The 22,545-nt window shown below is 72.4% G+C and carries 24 protein-coding genes; 15 read left to right on the top strand and 9 right to left on the bottom strand.

Annotated elements, in window-relative coordinates:
* The first annotated feature begins 153 nt into the window (after positions 1-153).
* Positions 154-1,002 (top strand): universal stress protein, encoded by an 849-nt coding sequence (locus LOK55_RS02700; RefSeq protein ID WP_229934127.1) that lies wholly within the window; start codon positions 154-156, stop codon positions 1,000-1,002.
* A gap of 15 nt (positions 1,003-1,017) precedes the next feature.
* Here the strand turns inward: LOK55_RS02700 and LOK55_RS02695 are convergent, their stop codons facing one another.
* Entirely contained in the window at positions 1,018-1,353 is a 336-nt protein-coding gene (locus LOK55_RS02695) for a helix-turn-helix transcriptional regulator (RefSeq protein ID WP_229934126.1), read from the bottom strand.
* Between the two features lie 16 nt (positions 1,354-1,369).
* On the opposite strand from LOK55_RS02695, the gene LOK55_RS02690 reads away from it, so the two are divergent.
* Entirely contained in the window at positions 1,370-1,687 is a 318-nt protein-coding gene (locus LOK55_RS02690; RefSeq protein ID WP_229934125.1) for an SRPBCC family protein, read from the top strand.
* Positions 1,684-1,830 carry a hypothetical protein gene (locus LOK55_RS02685; protein WP_229934124.1) on the top strand — a complete coding sequence of 49 codons (147 nt, stop codon included), beginning with the start codon at positions 1,684-1,686 and terminating at the stop codon, positions 1,828-1,830. Before LOK55_RS02690 ends, LOK55_RS02685 begins: the two co-directional genes overlap by 4 nt.
* Positions 1,831-1,925: 95 nt before the next feature.
* Here LOK55_RS02685 and pyrE read toward each other — a convergent pair whose 3' ends face one another.
* Complete coding sequence (pyrE, locus tag LOK55_RS02680) at positions 1,926-2,513, bottom strand: orotate phosphoribosyltransferase (protein WP_141380598.1); 588 nt, start codon at positions 2,511-2,513, stop codon at positions 1,926-1,928.
* Positions 2,514-2,646: 133 nt separating this feature from the next.
* Here pyrE and LOK55_RS02675 point away from each other — a divergent pair, with 133 nt between their 5' ends.
* From LOK55_RS02675 to LOK55_RS14195, 4 genes are read left to right on the top strand one after another with little or no spacing between them, the layout of a single operon-like run.
* Positions 2,647-4,197, top strand: a complete 1,551-nt coding sequence (locus tag LOK55_RS02675) for a Re/Si-specific NAD(P)(+) transhydrogenase subunit alpha (protein ID WP_229934123.1) — start codon at positions 2,647-2,649, stop codon at positions 4,195-4,197.
* Positions 4,194-5,642 carry a Re/Si-specific NAD(P)(+) transhydrogenase subunit beta gene (gene pntB, locus LOK55_RS02670; protein WP_229934122.1) on the top strand — a complete coding sequence of 483 codons (1,449 nt, stop codon included), beginning with the start codon at positions 4,194-4,196 and terminating at the stop codon, positions 5,640-5,642. Before LOK55_RS02675 ends, pntB begins: the two co-directional genes overlap by 4 nt.
* 59 nt (positions 5,643-5,701) lie before the next feature.
* Entirely contained in the window at positions 5,702-6,541 is an 840-nt protein-coding gene (locus tag LOK55_RS02665) for an exodeoxyribonuclease III (protein WP_196324021.1), read from the top strand.
* Positions 6,542-6,582: 41 nt separating this feature from the next.
* A complete protein-coding gene (locus LOK55_RS14195) occupies positions 6,583-7,017 on the top strand; it encodes a helix-turn-helix transcriptional regulator (RefSeq protein WP_229934121.1) in 435 nt (144 codons plus the stop codon).
* 17 nt (positions 7,018-7,034) lie between these two features.
* Here the strand turns inward: LOK55_RS14195 and LOK55_RS02655 are convergent, their stop codons facing one another.
* A complete protein-coding gene (locus LOK55_RS02655) occupies positions 7,035-7,589 on the bottom strand; it encodes an NADPH-dependent FMN reductase (RefSeq protein WP_229934120.1) in 555 nt (184 codons plus the stop codon).
* A gap of 4 nt (positions 7,590-7,593) precedes the next feature.
* Positions 7,594-8,988, bottom strand: coding sequence for a hypothetical protein (locus tag LOK55_RS02650; protein ID WP_229934119.1), 1,395 nt, complete (start codon positions 8,986-8,988; stop codon positions 7,594-7,596).
* 153 nt (positions 8,989-9,141) lie between these two features.
* Here LOK55_RS02650 and LOK55_RS02645 point away from each other — a divergent pair, with 153 nt between their 5' ends.
* The 4 genes from LOK55_RS02645 (at position 9,142) to LOK55_RS02630 (ending at position 13,501) form a co-directional block, all read left to right on the top strand.
* Positions 9,142-10,536 (top strand): sensor histidine kinase, encoded by a 1,395-nt coding sequence (locus LOK55_RS02645; protein WP_229934118.1) that lies wholly within the window; start codon positions 9,142-9,144, stop codon positions 10,534-10,536.
* On the top strand, positions 10,533-11,306 hold the full coding sequence (locus tag LOK55_RS02640; protein WP_229934117.1) for a response regulator transcription factor: 774 nt from the start codon (positions 10,533-10,535) through the stop codon (positions 11,304-11,306). The genes LOK55_RS02645 and LOK55_RS02640 overlap by 4 nt, the downstream gene beginning before the upstream one ends.
* Positions 11,307-11,477: 171 nt before the next feature.
* Positions 11,478-12,362 (top strand): ABC transporter ATP-binding protein, encoded by an 885-nt coding sequence (locus tag LOK55_RS02635; protein WP_229934116.1) that lies wholly within the window; start codon positions 11,478-11,480, stop codon positions 12,360-12,362.
* Positions 12,359-13,501: an ABC transporter permease gene (locus tag LOK55_RS02630; protein WP_374107606.1), complete on the top strand. Its 1,143-nt coding sequence runs from the start codon at positions 12,359-12,361 to the stop codon at positions 13,499-13,501. Before LOK55_RS02635 ends, LOK55_RS02630 begins: the two co-directional genes overlap by 4 nt.
* Positions 13,502-13,505: 4 nt before the next feature.
* Here LOK55_RS02630 and LOK55_RS14005 read toward each other — a convergent pair whose 3' ends face one another.
* Genes LOK55_RS14005 through rraA form a run of 3 tightly spaced genes read right to left on the bottom strand, consistent with a single transcriptional unit; the run spans position 13,506 to position 14,851 of the window.
* The gene (locus tag LOK55_RS14005; RefSeq protein ID WP_268252209.1) at positions 13,506-13,631 is read right to left on the bottom strand and encodes a hypothetical protein; all 126 of its coding nucleotides are present in this window, start codon (positions 13,629-13,631) and stop codon (positions 13,506-13,508) included.
* Positions 13,619-14,326, bottom strand: coding sequence for a hypothetical protein (locus LOK55_RS02625; protein ID WP_229934115.1), 708 nt, complete (start codon positions 14,324-14,326; stop codon positions 13,619-13,621). Before LOK55_RS02625 ends, LOK55_RS14005 begins: the two co-directional genes overlap by 13 nt.
* Positions 14,327-14,380: 54 nt before the next feature.
* Positions 14,381-14,851, bottom strand: coding sequence for a ribonuclease E activity regulator RraA (gene rraA, locus LOK55_RS02620; protein ID WP_196324026.1), 471 nt, complete (start codon positions 14,849-14,851; stop codon positions 14,381-14,383).
* Positions 14,852-15,023: 172 nt separating this feature from the next.
* Here rraA and LOK55_RS02615 point away from each other — a divergent pair, with 172 nt between their 5' ends.
* The 4 genes from LOK55_RS02615 (at position 15,024) to LOK55_RS02600 (ending at position 19,138) form a co-directional block, all read left to right on the top strand.
* A complete protein-coding gene (locus LOK55_RS02615) occupies positions 15,024-15,590 on the top strand; it encodes a nitroreductase family protein (protein ID WP_229934114.1) in 567 nt (188 codons plus the stop codon).
* A gap of 136 nt (positions 15,591-15,726) precedes the next feature.
* The gene (locus tag LOK55_RS02610) at positions 15,727-17,148 is read left to right on the top strand and encodes a type III polyketide synthase (protein WP_229934113.1); all 1,422 of its coding nucleotides are present in this window, start codon (positions 15,727-15,729) and stop codon (positions 17,146-17,148) included.
* 23 nt (positions 17,149-17,171) lie between these two features.
* Entirely contained in the window at positions 17,172-17,933 is a 762-nt protein-coding gene (locus tag LOK55_RS02605; protein WP_229934112.1) for a methyltransferase domain-containing protein, read from the top strand.
* The gene (locus LOK55_RS02600; protein ID WP_229934111.1) at positions 17,930-19,138 is read left to right on the top strand and encodes an NAD(P)/FAD-dependent oxidoreductase; all 1,209 of its coding nucleotides are present in this window, start codon (positions 17,930-17,932) and stop codon (positions 19,136-19,138) included. Before LOK55_RS02605 ends, LOK55_RS02600 begins: the two co-directional genes overlap by 4 nt.
* 30 nt (positions 19,139-19,168) lie before the next feature.
* On the opposite strand, the gene LOK55_RS02595 is transcribed toward LOK55_RS02600, so the two are convergent.
* Positions 19,169-20,056, bottom strand: a complete 888-nt coding sequence (locus LOK55_RS02595; protein WP_229934110.1) for a UbiA family prenyltransferase — start codon at positions 20,054-20,056, stop codon at positions 19,169-19,171.
* A gap of 105 nt (positions 20,057-20,161) precedes the next feature.
* Entirely contained in the window at positions 20,162-22,387 is a 2,226-nt protein-coding gene (locus LOK55_RS02590) for an ATP-dependent Clp protease ATP-binding subunit (RefSeq protein WP_229934109.1), read from the bottom strand.
* Between the last annotated feature and the right edge of the window lie 158 nt (positions 22,388-22,545).

The raw sequence follows: 22,545 nt of genomic DNA, 5'->3' as shown, positions 1-22,545 counted from the left end.
GGCGGGCCGTCGTAGCCGGCGGGCACCGGTGAGCGGCGCCATCCGGCAGGGCGCCTGCAGCGGCGGGAGTTGTCACGGCGCGAAGCCGAGACACCCACGCGCGTCGACCGGTAGCGTGGGGAACAGGACGCTCCCAACGAAGGGATGGACCCCATGAACGACACGATCACCGTCGGCGTGACCGGCGCGCCCGCCGCGGACCGCGCGGTCGACTGGGCGCTCGCCCGCGCCGCCGCCCGCTCGCAGCGGCTCGAACTCGTCGGCGTCGTCGGCGGAGCACTCGGCACGGTCGGAGAAGACGCCGTCGTCGACGACGCGCTCGCCGCGACCCGCGCCATGCTCGACGCCCACGCCGAGCGCATCCGCGCCGAGGCGCCGTCGGTGCCCGTCTCGGTGCGCGCCGAGGCGGGCAACCCGGTGCACGTGCTGATCGAGGCATCCACGCGGTCGGCGCTCCTCGTCATCGGCAGCGACTACCGCGGCCCGGGCGACGGGCCGGCGCGCGGGGCGCACGGCGTGCGCATCGCGGCGGGCGCGGCGTGCCCCGTGGTCGTCGTGCCCGACTTCGACACCTCCGGACGGAGCGGCGTCGTCGTGGGGATCGACGGGTCGGATGCCTCGGAGCACGCGCTGCGCTTCGCCGCCGCCGAGGCCGACCGGCTCGGCGAGCCCCTCGTGGCGGTGAGTGTCTGGACGCCGCTGACCGCGCCGCGCAACACGCTCGCCGTCTATCCGGAGCTGTACCTGACGAACATGCAGGCGGCGACGGAGGAGACCCTCGCGCTGGCACTCGCGGGCATCGCGACCGACTACCCCGACCTCGTCGTCGAGCGTCGCGCCGAGCGCGGATACCCGTCACAGGTCATCGGCGACATCGCGCACGACGCCCGCCTCGCCGTCGTCGGCACGCACGGGCGCGGGGCGCTGGCTCGATTCCTGCTCGGCTCGATCAGCCAGGAGATCCTCGGCCGGCTCCCCACCGTCACCGCCGTCGTTCGCTGAACGCCCCGCCGAGCGTCAGACCTCCTCCTCGCTCAACCGCTCGATGAGTTCGACGGCGGCCTCGGCGTAGCCGCTGATCCATCGGTCATGAATGCGTTTGATGGGCAGTGGGGCGAGCGCGAGCTGCCGCTCCTTGCCGACTCGTCGCCCCGTGACCAGTTCCGCACGTTCGAGAACACGCAGGTGCTGCAGCACGGTGGTGCGGTCGAGTTCGGGGAACAACCCACACAGCCGTCCCGTGGTGAGGGACTCGTGCTTCAGGGCGTCGAGCATGCGCCGCCGCAACGGGGAGGCGAGGGCCTTGAAGACGAGATCGTCATCGCCGAGCCCCTTGTTCTCCATCACGTTCATGTTGAAAAACTACAACATGAACGAACTGGATGAGCTGTCCTTCACCGTGTCCGGTTACATCGCACGCCCGCCCGCCGAGGTTTACGAGGCGGTCGCCGACCCAAAACAGCTCTCCCGCTACTTCACGACCGGAGGTGCGCGAGGCCGCCTGGAGAACGGCGCGGCGATCTCGTGGGAGTTCGCGGACTCCCCCGGTCGCTTCCCCGTCACCGTCGTCGAAGCGGACCCGCCGCGCAGGCTCGTGATCCGTGGGAGGGCACGGCGTCACTCAGGCCCCAGACGACCACCACCTTCGAGTTCGAGCCGGTCGACGACGGGGCGCGGACGCTGGTGACGATCTCCGAGGGAGCGTGGCACGTGTCCGCCGACGGGGCGAAGAACGCCTTCGGAAACAACGCGGGGTGGACCGGAATGCTCGCGGCTCTCAAGATGTGGCTCGAGCACGGCATCAACCTCCGGGACGGCTTCTACGACTGAAGCCCTGTCGCGCGCGCGACTTCGCACGTGCCGCGCCCGAACCGCCCGAGCCGCCTGAGGAGATAGCGGTGGAGTGACGATCGCGAGGATGCCGGCTACTGCGGGGAGAGGCCCAGGTCGTCGAGGTCTATCACCGAACGCCAGCGGTAACCGGCCGCCTCGACGGCGGCCTGGGCGCCGGTCTTGCGGTCGACGACGGTGACGACGGCGACCACGTCGGCGCCCGCGGCGGCCGCGACCTCGGCGGCCTTCAGCGGCGACTGGCCGGTGGTCGAGGTGTCCTCGACGATGACCACGCGCTTGCCGGCGACCTCGGCACCCTCGATCTGGCGACCACGGCCGTGGTCCTTGGGCTCCTTGCGCACGACGAAGGCGTCGACCGGGGTGCCGGCGGCGACCGAGGCGTGCAGCACCGCGTTCGCGATCGGGTCGGCGCCGAGGGTGAGACCGCCGACCGCGTCGACATCGAGGTCGGCGATCGCGTCGAGCACGAGCCGACCGATCGCCGGCGCCGCACGATGGTCGAGCGTGAGCTTGCGCATGTCGACGTAATACGTGGCCTTCTTGCCGCTCGACAGGGTGAAGTCGCCGTGGAAGACGGCCTCGTCGCCGATGAGGGCGATGAGCGCCTGGCGGTCGGCCGCCAGGTCGGAAGAAGAGGGCTCGTGCGTGGTCGAGGTCATGTCGAGAAGTCTACGGATGCAAACAACCGCGATTCTTGTCGCCTTTTTCCCGCGCGAATCCTGCCTCCGGTCGGGGCGCGCACCCTAGAGTCGGGAACGGCGCCCGCACCGGGCGCACGACAGAGGGAGAGCCATGACCCGCATCGGGATCGTGACCGAGCAGCCCGGCGAGACACGCGTCGCCGCGACGCCGCAGACCGCCGGAAAGCTCCGCGCACTCGGCTACGACATCACCGTCGAGACGGGCGCGGGGCACGGGTCGTCGTTCCCGGATGCCTCGTACGAGGCATCCGGCGCATCGATCGTCGACCGCGACACCGCCTGGAGCGCCGACATCGTGCTGAAGGTCGCCGCCCCGACCGGCGCGGAGATCGCGCTGCTGCAGCCGGGCGCCGTGCTCATCGGCGTGCTCGCGCCGGCGCTCTCGCCCGACCTCCTCAGTGCGCTCGCGGAGCGTGGTGTGACGGCGCTCGCGATGGATGCCGTGCCGCGCATCTCGCGCGCGCAGTCGATGGACGTGCTCAGCTCGATGGCGAACATCGCCGGATATCGCGCGGTCGTCGAGGCGGCGAACGAGTTCGGCCGGTTCTTCACCGGACAGGTGACGGCGGCCGGCAAGGTTCCCCCGGCGAAGGTGCTCGTCGCGGGGGCGGGCGTCGCAGGCCTCGCTGCGATCGGCGCCGCCTCGAGCCTCGGCGCGATCGTGCGCGCCACCGATCCGCGCCCCGAGGTCGCCGACCAGGTGGGATCCATCGGCGGCACCTACCTGCCCGTGGTCGTGCCCGACGAGGCCGCCGAGGTGTCGACCGACGGTTACGCCAAGGCGACGAGCGCCGCGTACGACACGGCCGCCGCGAAGCTCTACACCGAACAGGCCGCCGACGTCGACATCGTGATCACGACGGCCCTCATCCCGGGGCGGGCGGCGCCGCGCCTGCTGACCGCGGCCGACGTCGCCCTGATGAAGCCCGGGAGCGTCGTCGTCGACATGGCCGCGGGCCAGGGCGGCAACGTCGAGGGCTCGGTCGCCGGCGAGCGGGTCGTCACGGACGGCGGTGTCGTGATCCTCGGGTACACCGACCTCGCGGGGCGCCTGCCGCAGCAGTCATCCCAGCTCTACGGCACCAACCTGGTGAACCTCCTCTCCCTGCTCACTCCGGGCAAGGACGGCGTGCTCACGATCGACGACGACGACGTCGTGCAGCGGGCTGTGACCGTCACCCGTGACGGTGCGGTGACCTGGCCGCCGCCGCCCGTCCAGGTCTCCGCCGCCCCGGCGGCGCCGGCAGCCGCCGCACCGGCCGCCGCCGCGCCAGCGAAGAAGACCCTGTCCACCGGCGCGAAGGCGGCGCTCACCGCCGTGGGCATCGCGGCCCTGTTCGTCGTCTGCGCCGTCTCGCCTGCGCCCCTGCCGCAGCACTTCCTCGTGCTGACCCTGTCGGTCGTGATCGGGTTCTACGTCATCGGCAAGGTCGCGCACTCGCTGCACACCCCGCTCATGAGCATCACGAATGCCATCAGCGGCATCATCATCGTCGGCGCGATGAGCCAGATCGTGGTGCCGAGCCCACTCGTGCAGGGGCTCGCCGCAATCGCGGTGCTCCTGGCATCCATCAACATCTTCGGCGGGTTCGCCGTGACGCGACGGATGCTCGCGATGTTCCAGAAGGGCGACCAGAAGTGACCATCGTCACGACCGCCGACGTCAGCGGTCTGATCCTCGCGCAGTCCATAGCCACCGCGGCATACATCGTTGCGGCACTCCTGTTCATCCTCGCCCTCGCGGGGCTCAGCAAGCAGGACTCCGCCCGCCGAGGCGTCGCCTACGGCATCACCGGCATGACGATCGCGCTCGTCGCGACGTTCATCCTCGTGCTCGCGAACGGCTCGCTCGTCCCCGACGACGTGACGCTCTATCTCGGCGTGGGTCTCCTCGTGGTCGCGGTCGCCATCGGTGCCGTGATCGGACTGTGGCGCGCGCGCGTCGTCGAGATGACCGGCATGCCCGAGCTCATCGCGCTGCTGCACTCGTTCGTGGGCCTTGCCGCCGTGCTCGTCGGCTGGAACGGACACCTCTACGCCGAGGGCATCGCGCCGGAGCTCGTCGGCATCCACCACGCGGAGGTCTTCATCGGGGTGTTCATCGGCGCGGTGACCTTCACCGGGTCGATCGTCGCGTTCCTGAAGCTCTCCGGCCGGATGTCGTCGAAGCCGCTGATGCTCCCCGGGAAGAATCTGCTCAACGTCGGCGCACTGGTGCTGTTCGTCGTGCTCACGATCTGGTACGTCATCACCCCGTCGATCTGGCTGCTCGTCGCGGTGACCGCTCTCGCGCTCGCGCTCGGCTGGCATCTCGTGGCATCCATCGGCGGCGGAGATATGCCCGTCGTGGTATCCATGCTCAACAGCTACTCGGGTTGGGCGGCCGCGGCGGCCGGGTTCCTGCTCAACAACGACCTGCTCATCGTCACCGGCGCGCTCGTCGGCTCGTCGGGCGCCTACCTCAGCTACATCATGTGCAAGGCGATGAACCGCTCCTTCCTCTCCGTGATCGCGGGCGGGTTCGGCATCGAGGCTCCCCGCGGGGACGACGCCGACGAGGACGGCGAGTATCACGAGACGGATGCCGGGTCGGTCGCCGACCTGCTCCGCGACGCCCGCACGGTGATCATCACGCCCGGATACGGCATGGCCGTCGCGCAGGCGCAGTACCCGGTCGCCGACCTCACTCAGCGGCTGCGCGAGCGCGGTGTCGAGGTGCGCTTCGGCATCCACCCCGTCGCGGGACGCCTGCCGGGCCACATGAACGTGCTGCTGGCCGAGGCGAAGGTGCCGTACGACATCGTGCTCGAACTCGACGAGATCAACGACGACTTCGACATGACCGACGTCGTGCTCGTCATCGGCGCCAACGACACCGTCAACCCCGCGGCGGCCGAAGACCCCGGCTCGCCCATCGCCGGCATGCCGGTGCTGCACGTCTGGAACGCCAAGGACGTCGTCGTGTTCAAGCGTTCGATGGCGTCGGGATACGCGGGCGTGCAGAACCCGCTGTTCTTCCGCGACAACACGCAGATGCTCTTCGGCGATGCGAAGGAGCGCGTCGCCGACATCCTCGGCGCGCTGTAGCCGCGCGCGGCGGGGGCCGCGAGCGCGCGACGTCGGCGGGCGACCGTAGGGTGGATGCCATGCGCATCGCCACCTGGAACGTCAACTCGATCCGCGCCCGCGTCGTCCGCACGGTGGACTTCTGCGTGCGCGAAGACGTCGACGTGCTGCTCATGCAGGAGATCAAGTGCAAGCCCGAGCAGTTCCCCTACGCGCAGTTCGAGGAGGCCGGGTACACGGTCGAGGCGCACGGGCTGAACCAGTGGAACGGCGTCGCGATCGCGAGCCGCGAGCCGATCGAAGACCTGCAGATCGGCTTCCCCGGCATGCCCGGCTTCGCGAAGGGGCACGACGGCCCGGATGCCCCGCAGGAGGCCCGCGCCATCGGCGGCACCGTCGACGGGGTGCAGCTGTGGAGCCTGTACGTGCCGAACGGCCGCTCGCTCGACGACCCGCACTACACCTACAAGCTCGCCTGGCTCGAGGCGCTGCGCGGGTACACCGCCGACACGCTGCGGCAGAACCCCGACCTCGCGCTCGCCTTCACGGGCGACTTCAACATCGCCCCGACCGACGCCGACAACGGCGACCCGACCGTCGTCGAGGGCGTCTCGACGCACGTGTCTCCCCCCGAGCGCGAGGCGTTCCAGGCGCTGCTCGGCGCGGGACTGCACGACACCGTGCGCCCGCTCGTGCCGACCGGCTACACCTACTGGGACTACAAGCAGCTGCGCTTCCCGCGGAACGAAGGCATGCGCATCGACTTCATCCTCGGCTCGCACGCCTTCGCCGACGCCGTCGTCGCGGCATCCATCCATCGCGATGAGCGCAAGGGCGAGATCCCGAGCGACCACGTGCCGGTCACCGTCGATCTCGAGCTCGGCGGCCCCGACGACGACGATCGCCCGATGATCTTCTGACCGCGATCCGTTGGCCGCCTGAGCCGAGCCCGCGTCAGACGGTGACCCGCGGCGCGCTGCGCCACGCGATCGCGGTCTGGGACGCAGCGTTCGCCCCCTACTGGCCGCGCATGCGCGCCGTGCTCGAGGCCGGCATCGTCCACCGCGGCCGCCAGATCGCGCCTGTCGGCGACGCGGCGCCGCTCATCCTCTACCCCGCGCGCGGTCAGAGCGCGATGTGGGAGCCGCAGCCGGTCGCGACGTCTGCGGCTCTTGTGGGGATCCTCGGGCGCGTGCGCGCCGAACTGCTCACCGTGTTGAGTGAGCCGGCCTCGTCGACGGAGCTGGGCGTCCGCTTCGAAGTGACCACGTCGGCGGTGGGGCAGCACCTGCGGGCGCTGCGCGACGCCGGCCTGGTCTCATCGACCCGGTACGGCCGATCTGTGCTGTACCTGCGGAGCGATCTGGGCACGGCCCTGGTGCCCGGCTCGTCGTGAGCCGTCGCCGCGCGCCCTCACTGCCAGCGGCGGATGAGCTCGTGCAGCCGGCCGAGGAACGCGGTGAGGAACTCGCGCGTGCCCTCGTTCGCGATGGCGCCGTCCTCGGTGAAGAAATCATCGGTGATGCGGATGTACACCTCGGGCGCCCCGACGAGCGGCGCACCCTGGTCGGCGAGGATCGTCTTCAGGTGGTTCTGCGCGAGGGCGCTCGAGATGAGTCCCTTGCTCGCGCCCGTCACGCCGGTCGGCTTGCCCGTCAGCGAGCTCTGACCCGACGGACGGCTGGCCCAGTCGATCGCGTTCTTGAGCACGCCGGGGATCGACCGGTTGTACTCCGGCGTGACGATGAGAAGCCCGTCGACGCTCTCGATCGCGTCCTTGAACTCCCGGCCCACGGCCGGGAAGTCGGCGTCGTACTGCGCGCCGTAGAACGGCAGCTCGGCGATCGGGATGTCGCGGATCGTGAGCCCCGCGCCGGGCGCGAGACGCACCAGCGCCTCGGCGAAGCGCCGATTGAGCGACGGCTCGGAGACCGACCCGACGATGAGGCCCACGGTGTAGTCGGCCACGGCCTCAGACCCCGGCGATTGCGACGGCGGGCGCGGGCAGCAGCGCGGCATCCCGCTCGCGTACGGTCTCGGAGCCTGCGCGCCACAGCACGACGACGCTCCACACGAACAGCCCGACGACCATGACGTTCCGCGCGAGCAGCACCCCCGCAGCGAACGGATCGCCGTCGATCAGCGGCATGTAAAGCACAGGGAAGACGAGCGTCGTCGCGAAGCAGACGCCCGCGAGCCAGCCCGCCGCCCGGCGCCAGGCGCGCGGATCGACGACGAGCCCGACGGCGACGATCGGGGCGAGCCACAGCATGTACTGCGGCGACCCGACCTTGTTGAAGACGATGAGCGCCGCCGTGAGCGCGAAGCTCGCCACGAGGATGAGGCGCTGCTCGAGCGCCGAGGTGAGCCGGCCCTGACGCACCGCCAGGCGACGCGCGCGCCACAGCAGCAGCACGATGATCGCGAACGAGATCGGCATGAGCAGACCCACGACGTCGCCCGCGAGGTGAGCGCCGGGGCCGGCGACCTCGCGCGTGGCGAGCACGTAGTTCTGCCGGATCTCCGAGCCGGGCAGCCCCAGCACCGTCGCCCAGACCCACGGGGTCGCGACGGGCGCTTCGAGCTGCAGCGACCGGTCGCCCTGGATCGTCGCGAAGCTGAACAGGTTCGCGCCGCCGCCGAAGACGACGACCGTCAGGGCGATGACGACGCTGACCGCGACGCCGCCGACGATGATGCGCAGGCGCTGGGATGCCACGGTGACGGCCGCGGCGGCGATCGCGGCCGGCCACACCTTGATCCACGTCGCGGCGGCGATCAGCGCCCCCGCGATCGCGGGGCGACGGAGGAGCAGGACGAGGCCGGCGATGGCGAGCGGCGCGGCGAAGCCCTCGAGGCGGAGCATCGACACCGGCGCGAGGAGCACCTGCACCGCGAGCCAGTACCAGGCGGCGCGGTAGCCGGAGCGGCGGCGCAGACCGCCGGTGAGGGCGAGGATGGCGAAGAGGTTCGCCGCGACCATCAGCACGAACCAGCCGAGCTGGTAGTTGTAGGGACCCGCGGCGATGGCCGCCATGATCGGCGCGAGCGCGCCGGCGGGGTACACCCACGGCATGTCGATGACCGGCCAGTAGCCGAGCTTGGCCTGCTCGGCCCAGAGCCGGTAGAGGGGGAGGTCGCCCTGCGTCTGGCCGGCGAGGATCGTCGGCAGCAGCACCAGCAGGTAGAGCCCGTGCACGACGGCGAACCCGGTCAGCAGGCCCCGCGGGGTCATCGCGAACCGGCCGATCGGAACGCGCAGCGCCTGCGCGCGGCGGGTGACCCTACCCCACGCCGGGGGCAGCCAGGTAAGGGAGGTGGTGCCGCTCGCGTCTGAGGCGCGGCGGGCCGCGGGGGCGCTCGTCACTCGGCTGAGTCTAGGGACTGGCGATGTGCGGATGGTGGACGGAATGTGTCGATCACCTGTGGGTTTGCTGAGCGGGCGCAGCCGCGCGCGGACGCCTCGGGTCCCTCGCACGGGGGAGGCGCCGGGTCTCCGCCCTGCCCTAGCGTGGATGCCATGAGCGCTCCCCTGACCGCGCGGCCGACCGCGCGACGCGTGTCCGCGTCGGAGCGCCGCGCCGATCTCTGGCTGGCGTTGGCGCTGTTCGTCGGCGCGATCCTCAGTTCGTGGCTCGGCCAGGTCGCCGGGGTGTACGGCGACGAGTCGCCCGCGTTCGGCTGGGCGCTCGTCTACGCGGCCGCCCTCACGCTGCCGCTCGCGGTGCGACGCCGCCACCCCGAGGCGGTGCTGCTGTTCGTGGCATTCGCGTTCTTCGTCGGTGTGTCGCTGCGCATCCCCGAGGTCTACGTCGGGAACGTCGCGGTGTTCATCGCGATGTACACCGTCGGCGCGTGGGTCGCCGATCGGCGCCGCGCGACCGCCGTGCGGCTCATCGTGATCGTGGGCATGTTCATCTGGCTGCTCGTGACGACCTTCCAGGCGGCAACCGACGACGGCGACGGCGGGCTCTCGCGCGCTGGCCTGTTCTCGCCGTTCGCCGCGTACATGCTGCTGCAGTTCCTCGTGAACGCCGCGTTCTTCGGCGGCGCGTACCTCTTCGGCGAGCGCGCGTGGGCGCAGGCGCGCTCGCGTGCCGTGCTCGAGGAGCGCACCCGCGAGCTCGAGCGCGAGCGCGAGCTCACCGCCGCACAGGCGGTCGCCCTCGACCGCGTGCGGATCGCCCGCGAACTGCACGACGTGGTCGCCCACCACGTCTCGGCGATGGGCGTGCAGGCCGGGGCCGCCCGGGCCGTGCTCGATCGCGATCCCGCGGCGGCGCGGGGTGCGCTGGTCACGGTCGAGCAGTCGGCGCGCGACGCCCTCGTCGAGCTGCGCCAGCTGCTCGAGACGCTGCGCACGCCCGACGCCGACACCCCGGGAGAGTCGACGCTGCACCTGGCAGCGCTTCCCGACCTCGTCGCGCACGCGACCGAGAACGGGCTGCCGACGACGTTCGCGGTAGTCGGCGAGCCCGTCGAGATCCCCGAGCTGGTGCAGGTGAACCTCTACCGCGTGGCGCAGGAGGCGCTCACCAACGCCCGACGCCACGGCGGCCCCGTCGCCACCGCCGACGTGCGCCTGCGCTACAGCACCGACGCCATCGAGCTCGAGGTCTCGAACGAGGGCCGCGGGCATCTCGTCGGCCGGCCGGGGCTCGGCCTCGTCGGCATGCGCGAGCGCGCGACGGCATCGGGCGGCACGCTCGAGGCCGGCCCGCGCTCCCGCGGCGGGTTCCTCGTGCGCCTGCGGGTGCCCCTCCCCCTCCGCCTGCCGGACGCGAAGACGACAGCGGATGCTTCGGCGACGGTGGCCCGGGTCACGGATGCCTCTGTCACAGGCGTCTCTGTCACGGGTGTCTCTGCCACGGACAGCTCAGCGACGGGTGCCTCGAACGCCGGGAGCCGCGCGTGACCGCGCCGATCCGCGTGCTGCTGGTCGACGACCACGCCGTCATGCGTGCGGGATTCGGCATGATCCTCGACGCCGAACCCGACATCTCGATCGTGGGGGAGGCGGCGACGGGCCTCGAGGCGGTGGCCGCGGCATCCACACTGCGTCCCGACGTGATCTGCATGGACGTGCAGATGCCCGACCTCGACGGCCTCGAGGCCACGCGCCGGATCGTCGCCGACCCGGCGGCGCGCTCCGCCGTCGTGATCGTGACGACGTTCGACCGCGACGACTACCTGTTCCAGGCGCTCGACGCGGGCGCGAGCGGATTCCTGCTGAAGAACGCCGGGCCGGAGCAGCTCGTCGAGGCGGTACGTGTCGCGGCGGCCGGCGACGCGCTGCTCGCACCCGCCGTCACACGACGGGTCATCGAGCGGTTCGCCCGCGGCGCGCACGCCCCCACCCCGCCCGCCGGAGCATCGGGTGCCGCCGAAGCCTCGGGTACCACCGGCGCCGCGGGTGCGCCCGGCCCGGCACCGGATGCCCGCGCATCCCGCGCCCTGGCATCCACCGACCCCCCGCCCGGGCCCGGCGTGCGGGTCGAGCTCACCGAGCGCGAGAGCGAGGTGCTCCGGCTCCTCGCCGACGCCCGCAGCAACGCCGAGATCGCCGCGGCGCTGTACATCGGCGAGGCCACGGTGAAGACGCACGTGTCGAACGTGCTGCAGAAGCTCGGCGTGCGCGACCGGGTCGCCGCCGTCGTCTACGCCCACCGCCACGGCCTCGCCTGACCGGACCCGCCCCACCCGGGTCCGCCGTGCGGGGGACCTCGCGCGACCCTCCGCCCCCGCACCCTCCCCGAACTCCGCCGCCAGGCGGAGGTGCGCGGCGCCGCGGCCCCGTAGCGTCGAAGACGGCACTGCGGCGGCGACCACCGTCGCCGCGACCGAGGAGGAGGAACGATGCTCGAACTGAACGGCATCATGAAGAGCTACGGCACGACCCGGGTGCTCGACGACGTCACCTTTCAGGTCGCGCCGGGCAAGCTGACCGGGTTCGTCGGCGGCAACGGCGCCGGCAAGACCACGACCATGCGGATCATCCTGGGCGTGCTCGCCCGCGACGGGGGCACGGTCACCCTCAACGGCGAGGCGGTCACGGCGGCCGACCGGCGCCGGTTCGGCTACATGCCGGAGGAGCGCGGCCTCTACCCGAAGATGCGCGTGCTCGACCACATCGTCTACCTGGCACGGCTGCACGGGTTCAGCAAGGCCGACGCCACCGAGCGCGCAGAGGAGCTGCTCGTCGAGCTCGGACTGGGCGAGCGCCTGCAGGACAACATCGAGACGCTGTCGCTCGGCAACCAGCAGCGCGCGCAGATCGCCGCCGCACTCGTGCACGACCCCGAGGTGCTGATCCTCGACGAGCCGTTCTCGGGTCTCGACCCGATCGCGGTCGACGTCGTCGCCGGCGTGCTGCACGCCCGCGCCGCTGCCGGGGTCGCCGTGCTGTTCTCCTCGCACCAGCTCGACGTCGTCGAGCGGCTGTGCGACGAGCTCGTCATCATCGCGGGCGGCCGGATCCGCGCCGCCGGGTCGCGCGAGCAGCTGCGCGCCGAGCACGCGCAGCGCCGCTTCGAGCTGATCTCGGCCGGCGACGCCGGCTGGCTCCGCGACGAGCCGGGCGTCGAGGTCGTCTCGTTCGACGGCGGCTACGCCCTGTTCGACGCCGACACCGACGAGACCGCGCAGCGGGTGCTCCGCCGCGCCGTCGCCGAGGGCGCCGTCACGACGTTCGCGCCCCGCCATCCCTCGCTCGCCCAGATCTTCAAGGAGGTCATCCAGTGACCGCGCCCACCACTTCCCCCACTGCGCAGTCCGCCGCGCGCGGCGCCGCGCCGCCCGCGGCCGCGCCCACCTTCGCGCAGAGCGTCTGGCTCGTCGCCGAGCGCGAGATCGGGTCGAAGCTGCGCAGCAAGTCGTTCCTCATCTCCTTCGGCATCCTGTTCGTGCTGGCCCTCGCCGGGGTCATCTGGGCGGGCTTCAGCGCCAAGGACTCGTCGACGACGCCCGTCGCCGTCACGAGCGCCTCGGCGCAGTACGTCGACGGCGTGCCCGGACTCGAGGTCACCGAGGTCGCCGACGATGCCGCCGCCGAGGCGCTCGTGAAGGACGGCACCGTGGATGCCGCGGTGCTCGGCGACACCGCCTCGCCGCTCGGCTACTCGGTCGTGGTCGAATCCGACGTGCCCTCGAACCTGCTGATGTCGTTGTCGCAGTCGCCCTCGGTGGTCGTGCTCGACCCGGCGAGCTCGACCAACTGGATCGGCTACATCGCCGCGATCGGCTTCGGCGTCGTGTTCCTGTTCGCCGCGCAGACCTTCGGCGCGACGATCGCGCAGAGCGTCGTCGAGGAGAAGCAGACCCGTGTGGTCGAGCTGCTCATCTCGGCGATCCCCGCGCGGGCGCTGCTGGCCGGAAAGGTCGTCGGCAACACGATCCTCGCGATGGGTCAGGTCGCGATCCTCGCCGCCATCGCGGTCATCGGTCTCACCGTCACGGGTCAGAGCGAGTTCCTGCAGGGCGTCGGCGGACCGATCGCCTGGTTCGCGGTGTTCTTCCTGTTCGGCTTCGTGCTGCTGGCGGCGCTGTTCGCCGCGGCGGCGGCGATGGTCTCGCGGCAGGAGGACATCGGCGCCACGACGACGCCGCTGATGTTCCTGATCCTCGGGCCGTACTTCCTGGTGATCTTCTTCTGGAACAACCCGACCGTGCTCACGATCATGTCGTACGTGCCGTTCTCGGCCCCCGTCGGCATGCCCGTGCGGCTCTTCCTCGGACAGGCGCAGTGGTGGGAGCCGCTCGTCTCGCTCGCGATCCTGCTCGTCACGTGCGTGCTGGCGATCTGGGCCGGCGCGAAGATCTACGAGAACTCGATCCTCCGCATGGGCGGACGCGTGAAGCTCGGCGAGGCGTTCGCGGGCTGACGGCTCAGAGGTGATCGGTGGATGCCGCGGACGATTCGGTCCGCGGCATCCGTCGTCTCACGATCTGGGGCGCGAGCACCCCGTGCAGCGCGATGCTGCCGACGACCGTGAACACCATCACGGCGAGCACGTCGTACGCCTCGGGCTCCGGCAGCTTTGCGAAGGCGAGCAGCCCGAACACGATCGTCGCGGTGCCGCGTGGACCGATGAATCCGAGCGCCGTGCGGTCGCGCCGAGGGTGCCGACCTCTTCGACGAGCATCACCTCGGTGTGCGGGATCGTGTGCTCCACCGTGCCGCGGGTGCGCATGAGGCGGTACAGGATGCCGGCGACGAACGCCGCGACGAAGCCGTTGGCCGCGATCGTCGACACCGTCGCGGTGCCGAAGGCGAGCGGGATCCACGGCGACCGCAGCAGCGTCGCCGCGGGGGAGAAGTCGGTGGGCATGACGACGCACGCGATCACGAGGAGCACGAAGACGTTCAGCTGCGGCAGCATCCAGACCCCGCTGAGGACGACCGCGAGCAGCGACAGCGGCAGTGCGATGAGCACGAGCCGCGCGACGGCCCGGCCTTCGCCGCCGAAGACGCCGCCGCGCACCTCACAGGCATCCACGAAGAGGAGCACGGCGAGGATGAGCTCGACGACATGCTCGGCCGCATCCCCCGCGGCCGCCTCGGCGAAGCCGTCCACGTCGATGAAGACGAGCACGGCGCCCGCGAGGGTGAGCGCCGCCGGCCCGGCGACGCCGTCACGCTCGAACCGGTGCTCGACAAGCGACCAGAGCGCGATCGCGACGAACCCGCACAGGAAGATCAGCGGCATCCACTCCCGCTCCGCGATCCGGCGCTGCGCCGCGCGCTGTGCTCAGTCTGGCGGTCAGCGCTCGACGAGGATGCCGTCCGCGTCGGCCCACACGTGGGCGCCGGGGCGGAAGACGACCCCCGCGATCTCGACCGGGACGTCGACCTCGCCGACGCCTGCCTTCGCGCTCTTGCGCGGGTTCGAGCCGAGCGCCTTCACTCCGAGGGGGAGCTCGCCGATGGCGACGCGGTCGCGGATCGCGCCGTGCACGATGATGCCCGCCCAGCCGTTCTCGACGGCCGAGGCGGCGATGAGGTCGCCGACGAGGGCGGATTCGAGCGAGCCGCCGCCGTCGATCACGAGCACGGCGCCCTCGCCCGGCGTCGCGAGCAGCTCCTTCACGAGCGCGTTGTCGCGGTGGCAGCGGATCGTACGCACCGGCCCGTCGAAGGCGACGTGCCCGCCGATGTCGTGCAGCTGCAGGGCGAGGGAGTCGAGCTCGTCGCCGCGTTCGTCGTAGAGGTCGGCCGTCGCGATGGTGGTCATGACGCCACGCTAGCCCGCGAGCGTCGCACGCGGCGGGGCGGCGGGAGGAGAAGTCTCGCCGTCATTCTGTGAAACGAAAGGCTTTCAGCGGGAAAACATCGGTCTTCTATAGCCTTGAATGATCCGGGCCGACGACGTCCCCTCCGCCACCCCCGTCACGCCAGGAGTCGCCATGAGCCCCGCCGTCACCTCCGCCCCCATCCTCGATGTGCTCGCCGAGCGCTGGAGCACCCGCATCTTCGACGCCGCGACGCCGATCGACGAGGCGGCGCTCGCCAGCGCCCTCGAGGCCGCCCGCTGGGCGCCGTCGGCGAACAACACCCAGCCGTGGCGCTTCGTCGTGGCCCGCCGCGGCACCGCCGAGCACGCGCAGATCGTCGAAGCGCTGATGGGCTTCAACCAGGTCTGGGCGGCGGATGCCGCGGCGCTGATCGTCTTCGCCGCGTCGGCCTCGCTCGACGGCAAGCCGCTGCCGTGGGCCGCGTACGACACCGGCCAGGCCGCCGCCCACTTCACCGTGCAGGCGCACGCGTCGGGCCTGTACAGGCACCAGATGGGCGGGTTCCACCGCGACCAGATCGGTGAGGCGTTCGGCTTCGGCGACGACCTCGCGGCCGTCACCGTCATGGCCGTCGGCGCCCTCGGCGACATCGACGCCGCACCCGAGACGCTGCGCGAGCGCGAGCAGGCGCCGCGCACCCGCCGTCCGATCGAGGAGTCGCTCGTCGTCGACGCCTGACGCGCGGCGGTGAGCCGCCGCCCGGGCCGCCCGGATCACCGGCACCGGATCGCCGGGCGCGCGAACGGCACAGCACAGCGTCTCGCCCCTGACAACCCGCCTCCCCTCGCGGGCTGCGGGGCGTTAGCCTGCGCAGATGACCGGTTCCGCTGCACGCTCCGTCCCGCCGGCAGGCGCCGAGGCTTCCGCCGCGGCCGCCTCGATCATCGGGATCGGCACCGCCGTGCCGCCCACCCGCCTCGCCCAGGCGGCGGTGCGCGATCTGTTCGCGGGGCAGCCGGGCGCCGACCGCCTGACGCGGCGCCTCATCGCCGCGGCGTTCGGCCAGTCGGCGATCGCGGAGCGCCGCACCGTGCTGCCCGAACTGGCGTCGAGGACGTCCGCCGAGGCATCCGCATCGCCGGTGTTCGTCGACGCCGACGGGCGCATCCTGCATCCGCCGACCGGCGCCCGCAACGACGTCTACGTGCGCGAGGCGCCCGGGCTGTTCGCCGCGGCGGCACGTGACGCGCTCGCGCGAGCCGGGGTGGATGCCTCGGACGTCACCCATGTCGTGACCGCCTCGTGCACGGGGTTCTTCGCCCCGGGGCCCGACTTCCGGCTCGTGCGCGACCTGGGGCTCCGCACCACCGTGTCGCGGGAGCACCTCGGCTTTCTCGGGTGTGCGGCGGCGCTCCCGGCGCTGCGTTCGGCCGCGCGCATCTGTGCCGCCGACCCGTCGGCGATCGTGCTCGTCGCCTGCGCGGAGCTGTGCACGATCCATCTGCGCGCGTCGAGCGATCCCGACCAGATCGTCTCGTCGGCGGTCTTCGCCGACGGCGCCGCGGCGGCCGTCGTCACCGCGGCCGGCTCGGCGGCAGGTGCCTCGCCGCGGCGGCGGATCGAGCTCGGCACGTTCGCCACCGCCATCACCGACGACGGCGAGACGGCGATGGGCTGGACGATCGGCGACCACGGGTTCGAGATGACCCTCACCGCGGAGGTGCCCCGCATCGTCGGCCGCGAGGTGCGCGCCGCCCTGGCCCCGGTGCTTGCGGCCGGGATCGACGCCGGGGTCGACGGCGCGCGAGCGGAGGGCGACGCCGGGGCGCCGGACGTACCCGCCCCGGACACTCTCTGGGCGGTGCACCCGGGCGGACGCAGCATCCTCGACCGGGTCGAGGATGCGCTGGGGCTCGCGCCGGACGCGCTGGCGCACGCGCGCGGCGTGCTCCGCGACCACGGCAACATGTCGTCGGCGACGATCCTGTTCATCCTGCGGCGGCTGCTCGACGACCCGGCGACGCCCGACGGCGCCCCGCTCATCGCGGTCGCGTTCGCGCCCGGCCTCACCGTCGAGTCGGCGCGGATGTCGGTGCACACCGGCGCCCGGCGGACAGACGCGGATGCCACGGACGCGGCCGCGACGGAGGCATCCACCCGCGCATCCGCGCCCGCGTCCGCCGCCGCGCCGACTGCGACTCCCGCGCCGGCCGAGACGCCCGCATCGACCCCCGAGGCGGCGCCCACCCGGACCACCACGCCCGAACCCGCGCCCGCGCTGAGCGCGCGCCGCTGACCGGCGCGACGGAACGCACGGCGATGACGGAGCCCCGATCAACCGACGCCCCCGCCCGCTCGCTGTCGCGGCGCGACGCCCACCTGCGCGAGCTGATGGACGATCCCGCCTGCGACCCGGCGCTCCTCCGGCGCACGCTGGAGCGGTTCGCGATCGTGAACCGGCTGATCTCGGGCTGGGGCAGCGTGTACCGACGGCATGTCCGACCGCTCACGCGCACGGCGGCCCGCGCCGACGGTTCGCTCAGCGTGCTCGACATCGGATGCGGTGGGGGCGACGTGCTGCGCCGCCTCGCTCGCCTCGCCCGCGCCGACGGCGTCGAGGTCGTCGCCGTCGGCATCGACCCCGACGAGCGTGCGCTCGAGGTGGCCCGGGCCGCGAGCACCGGCGAGGCGGAGTACCGGCAGGCGTACAGCTCCGAGCTCATCGGCGAGGGCCGGCGGTTCGACGTCGTGATCTCGAACCACGTGCTGCACCACCTGGGCGACGACGGGCTGCGCACGGTGCTCGGCGACTCTCGGGCCCTCTCTCGCGGGCTTGTGCTGCACTCCGACATCGCGCGCTCGCGCACCGCTTTCGCGGCCTACGCGGCTGCGATCACGCCGCTCGCGCCGGGGAGCTTCCTCCGCACCGACGGGCTGCGATCGATCCGCCGCAGCTGGACTCCGAGCGAGCTGACGCGGCACCTCGCCGCCGATCCGGCGTACGCGGGCTGGCGGGTCGAGCGCCCCGCGCCGTTCCGGCTGCTGCTGACGTCGAGCGCAGAGCCGCGGGGAGCATCGTGACCAGCGCCGTGATCGACGTCGCGATCGTCGGGGCGGGCCCCGTGGGCACGCTGCTGGCCGCCGAGCTCGCCCGGCTCGGCGTCGCCGCGACGGTGATCGAGCAGCGCGCCGAGGCGGGCGGAGGGTCACGCGCCGTCGGGATCCACGCGACGGCCCTCGCGGCGATGGAGGCCTCGGGGGCGACCGATCGCCTCCTCGCCGACGCGCTGCGGGTGCGGGTCGGCGAGGCACGTCGCCGTGGCCGCACCCTCGGCGAGGTGCGGTTCGACCGGCTGCACGCCCGGCATCCGTTCGTCGCGACGCTCCCCCAGTCGGCGACCGAGGCCGCCCTCGCCGGAGCCGCCGCCGCGTGGGGCGCACCGCCGCCGCGGCGCGGCGCGGCCGTGACGTCCGTGCGATCGCGCGGCGGAGCAGCGGGTGCGGTCGAGGTGACGCTGGATGCCGGGGAGTCGCTCGCCGCCCGCATCGTCGTCGTCGCGGGCGGGCTGCGCTCGCGCGCGTTGCTGCCCGCCCTCGGCGGCGAGACCCGCGTGCGGCGGACGCCCTATCCGGATCGCTACCTCATGACCGACACCGCCGACGTGAGCGGCGACGGCAACCGCGCGGTCGTGCATCTCGATCCGCGCGGGGTGCTCGAGTCGTTCCCGCTGCCCGGCGGGCGGCGCCGGTACGTCGCGTGGGTCGGCGCGGCGAAGGGCGACCGGGCGCTCGAGCGGGCGGGCGACTCGGCCGAGGCGGACGCGGCGACGGCGCGGCTGCGCACCGCGTTGGCGGAGCGGACCGGATCGGATGCCGAGGCATCCACTGTCTCGCACGCAACCACGTTCGGCGTCGCACGGTCTCGGCTGACGGCGCTGCGCGTCGGGCGCGTGCTCGCGATCGGCGATGCGGCGCACGAGGTGAGCCCGATCGGCGGGCAGGGGATGAACCTCGGGCTCATCGACGCCGTCACGCTCGCGCCACTCCTCGCACGGTGGATCCGGAACGGCGACGCCCCGCCCGAGCTGGCCGCGTGGGAGCGGGCGCGCCTCCGCGCCGCCGACCTCTCCGGGCGCCTCGCCGCCGCGAACACGACCCTCGGGCGTCCGCACGGCGCGGCGACCGCCCTCGGCGTGCGGCTCGCGCTGGCCGGTCCGACCGCGCGGCTGATGGCGCACGCGTACGCGATGGGCTTCGATTCCGCCGCGCGTCGCTTCCGGCGCTGAGTCCACCCGGCGACCCCGCGGCGCGCGCGGTCAGATCCGCAGCCCGGTCGCGGCCAGCTGCAGGGCGAGCACGAACGCGGCGAGCATGACGAGACGGAACACCCCGCGCCCCGCGCCGCGACCGCTGCCCCCCGCCGCCGCCTCCTCCGGCCCGTCTCCGCCGGAACGCCCGCCCCCGACCACTCCCCGCAACCCGAACGCCCCGATCACGACGACCGCGATCGTGCCGATCACCGCGACGGGCTGCAGCGCCGCCCCGTCGAGCACCGGCCCGAGGAGCACCGCAAGCGCACCGACGAGCAGCGCCCCGAAGGCGATCAGGGAGCTGCCGCGGGCGCCGATCCGGTGCGGCAGCCCGCGCACCCCCGTCGCCGCGTCGTCGTCGAGGTCGGGCAGCACGTTCGAGAAGTGCACGGCGACCCCGAGCGCTGATCCCGCGATACCTGCCCAGCCCGCCGCCAGAGTCGACACCGGCTCGGCGAGCGTCGCGAGCGAGGGGAACAGCCCGAAGCTCACCACGAACGGCAGCACGGATGCCGCGGTGCGCTTGAGCCACGCGTTGTACGCCCACGCCGAAGCGAGGGCGACGGTGTGCGCGAGGAGGAACCCGGCCCCGAGCAGCGCCGACAGCGCGAGTGCCACGACGAGCGCGACTCCGGCAGCGAGGGCCACGGCGCGCGCCGTGATCTCCCCGCGCGCCACGGGTTTGTCGGCGCGGCCGACGGCGAGGTCGCGGCGCGCGTCGATCGCGTCGTTCGACCAGCCGACGGAGAGCTGACCGGCGAAGACGGCGCCGACCAGGAGAGCGAGGCGCGGGGCATCCAACCCCACCGACAGCCCGAGGATCAGGGCGAGCGCCGACACCACGAGCGTCGGCCCAGGGTGACTCGCCCGCCACAGCGCGGCGGTGGCGGTCATGGGCGCCACCCTAGCCCGTCCTGGCACAGCGAAAGCGCCGCCGTGCCCACCGAAAGCGCCGCCGGGCACGTGGCGCGGCGGCGCTTTCGGTGCGACCGTGGACGATCAGTCGTCGAGCTGCTCCGCCTCGATGACGTCGTCGGCGGGGTCGGATGCCGAGGCATCCGTCCGCTCCTCCGGCGCGGCACCGGCCGAGGTCAGCACGAGGCCCGAGCCGTCGGCGCCCACGTCGACCCGCACGATGTCGCCGTCGCGCACGCCGCCGGACAGGAGCGCCATGGCGAGGCGGTCCTGGATCTCCGACTGGATGAGGCGGCGCAGCGGCCGGGCCCCGAAGATCGGGTCGTAGCCGCGTTCGGCGAGCCACGCGCGGGCGTCGGGGGTGACGGAGAGCGTGAGCCGGCGGTCCTTGAGACGGCGCTGGAGGGCGTCGACCGACAGTTCGACGATCTGCGCGAGGTCGTCCTCGGAGAGCGCGGTGAACATGACGATGTCGTCGAGCCGGTTGAGGAACTCGGGGCGGAACGCCGTGCGCACGAGCGCCATCACCTGTTCGCGCTTCTCCTCGACCGTGAGCGTCGGGTCGATGAGGATCGGCGAGCCGAGGTTCGACGTCAGGATCAGGATCGTATTGGTGAAGTCGACGGTGCGGCCCTGGCCGTCGGTGAGGCGCCCGTCGTCGAGCACCTGCAGCAGGATGTCGAAGACCTCGGGGTGGGCCTTCTCGACCTCGTCGAGGAGCACCACCGAGTAGGGGCGCCGGCGCACGGCCTCGGTGAGCTGCCCGCCCTGCTCGTAGCCGATGTATCCGGGAGGGGCGCCGACGAGGCGCGCGACGGAGTGCTTCTCGCCGTACTCCGACATGTCGATCCGGACCATGGCGCGCTCGTCGTCGAAGAGGAACTCGGCGAGCGCCTTCGCCAGCTCGGTCTTGCCGACGCCGGTCGGGCCGAGGAAGAGGAACGAGCCGAGCGGCCGGTTCGGGTCGCTGATGCCGGCCCGCGAGCGGCGGACCGCGTCGGAGACCGCCTTCACGGCATCCTTCTGCCCGATCAGCCGCTTGCCGAGCTCGCTCTCGAGGTGCACGAGCTTCTCGCTCTCGCCCTGCAGGAGCTTGCCGACCGGGATGCCCGTCCACGCGGCGATCACCGAGGCGATGTCCTCATCGGTGACCTGATCGTTGACCATCCGCTCTCCGTCCGCCGCCTCGGCGTGCTCGGCCTGGGCGACCTGGCGCTCGAGGGCGGGGATCTCGGCGTAGTACAGGCGCGACGCCTTCTCGAGGTTGCCCTCGCGCTGGGCGCGTTCGGCCTCGATGCGGGCCTGGTCGAGACGGGTCTTCAGCTCGCCGACGGCGTTGAGCGACGACCGCTCGCGCTCCCAGCGCGCCTGTAGCTCGTCGAGGCGCGCCTGCTCGGTCTTGAGCGTCTCGCGCAGGGTCGCGAGCCGCTCCTTGGACGCCGGGTCCTTCTCCTTCTTGAGGGCGAGCTCTTCGAGCTTCAGCCGGTCTACGTGGCGGCGCAGCTCATCGATCTCGAGCGGGGCCGAGTCGATCTCCATGCGCAGGCGCGACGCGGCCTCGTCGATGAGGTCGATGGCCTTGTCGGGCAGCTGCCGGCTCGGGATGTAGCGGTTCGACAGGGATGCCGCGGCCACCAGCGCTCCGTCGGCGATCGCGACCTTGTGGTGCGCCTCGTAGCGCTCCTTGAGACCGCGCAGGATCGCGACCGTGTCTTCGACCGACGGCTCGCCGACGTATACCGGCTGGAACCGACGCTCGAGCGCGGCATCCTTCTCGATGAACTCGCGGTACTCGTCGAGGGTCGTCGCGCCGATGAGGCGCAGCTCGCCGCGCGCGAGCATCGGCTTCAGCATGTTGGATGCCGCGACCGACCCCTCGCCGCCGCCGGCGCCCATGAGCACGTGCAGCTCGTCGATGAAGGTGATGATCCGCCCGTCGGACTCGGTGATCTCCTTGAGCACGCTCTTCAGGCGCTCTTCGAACTGGCCGCGGTACATTGCGCCCGCGACCAGGGCGGAGATGTCGAGCGAGACGAGCTCCTTGTCCTTGAGCGACTCGGCGACATCGCCCGCGACGATGCGCTGGGCGAGGCCCTCGACGACCGCCGTCTTGCCGACACCGGGCTCGCCGATGAGCACGGGATTGTTCTTCGTGCGGCGGGTGAGCACCTGGCTGACGCGGCGGATCTCGCTGTCGCGACCGATGACCGGGTCGAGCTTTCCCTGCCGGGCCCGCTCGGTGAGATTGATGCCGAACTGCTCGAGGGCGCTCTGCTGCTCCTCTTGCCCGGGCTGGGGTTGTGCGTTCATCGTGTCTCCTTGAAACTGGCGAGAAATCTGCGAGGCTCAAACTTGAGCCATCTGGACTCAACTTTATCAGAGTGTGGCACCGGCGGCAAGCCTCGCGGCGATGGGCAGTCCTCCCCATCGCGACCGTCCCGGGGCTCACCTAGAGTGACGACGTGGCC

The organism is Microbacterium sp. F2E, from assembly GCF_020905435.1.
Classification (GTDB): Bacteria; Actinomycetota; Actinomycetes; order Actinomycetales; family Microbacteriaceae; genus Microbacterium; species Microbacterium lacticum.
This window is presented reverse-complemented; position numbering and strand designations above follow the sequence as displayed.

Bases quoted from the DNA above. Each gene is read 5' to 3' on its own strand.
- LOK55_RS02625 (WP_229934115.1), bottom strand. From the start codon at position 14,326: ATGCCGCTGATCTTCCTGTGCGGGTTCGTCGCGATCGCGCTCTGGTCG.
- LOK55_RS02615 (WP_229934114.1), top strand. From the start codon at position 15,024: ATGAGCCCCGCCGTCACCTCCGCCCCCATCCTCGATGTGCTCGCCGAG.
- LOK55_RS02605 (WP_229934112.1), top strand. From the start codon at position 17,172: ATGACGGAGCCCCGATCAACCGACGCCCCCGCCCGCTCGCTGTCGCGG.
- rraA (WP_196324026.1), bottom strand. From the start codon at position 14,851: ATGACCACCATCGCGACGGCCGACCTCTACGACGAACGCGGCGACGAG.
- LOK55_RS02595 (WP_229934110.1), bottom strand. From the start codon at position 20,056: ATGACCGCCACCGCCGCGCTGTGGCGGGCGAGTCACCCTGGGCCGACG.
- LOK55_RS02635 (WP_229934116.1), top strand. From the start codon at position 11,478: ATGCTCGAACTGAACGGCATCATGAAGAGCTACGGCACGACCCGGGTG.
- LOK55_RS02590 (WP_229934109.1), bottom strand. From the start codon at position 22,387: ATGAACGCACAACCCCAGCCCGGGCAAGAGGAGCAGCAGAGCGCCCTC.
- LOK55_RS02665 (WP_196324021.1), top strand. From the start codon at position 5,702: ATGCGCATCGCCACCTGGAACGTCAACTCGATCCGCGCCCGCGTCGTC.
- pyrE (WP_141380598.1), bottom strand. From the start codon at position 2,513: ATGACCTCGACCACGCACGAGCCCTCTTCTTCCGACCTGGCGGCCGAC.
- LOK55_RS02675 (WP_229934123.1), top strand. From the start codon at position 2,647: ATGACCCGCATCGGGATCGTGACCGAGCAGCCCGGCGAGACACGCGTC.
- LOK55_RS02695 (WP_229934126.1), bottom strand. From the start codon at position 1,353: ATGAACGTGATGGAGAACAAGGGGCTCGGCGATGACGATCTCGTCTTC.
- LOK55_RS02645 (WP_229934118.1), top strand. From the start codon at position 9,142: ATGAGCGCTCCCCTGACCGCGCGGCCGACCGCGCGACGCGTGTCCGCG.
- LOK55_RS02700 (WP_229934127.1), top strand. From the start codon at position 154: ATGAACGACACGATCACCGTCGGCGTGACCGGCGCGCCCGCCGCGGAC.
- LOK55_RS02690 (WP_229934125.1), top strand. From the start codon at position 1,370: ATGAACGAACTGGATGAGCTGTCCTTCACCGTGTCCGGTTACATCGCA.
- LOK55_RS02610 (WP_229934113.1), top strand. From the start codon at position 15,727: ATGACCGGTTCCGCTGCACGCTCCGTCCCGCCGGCAGGCGCCGAGGCT.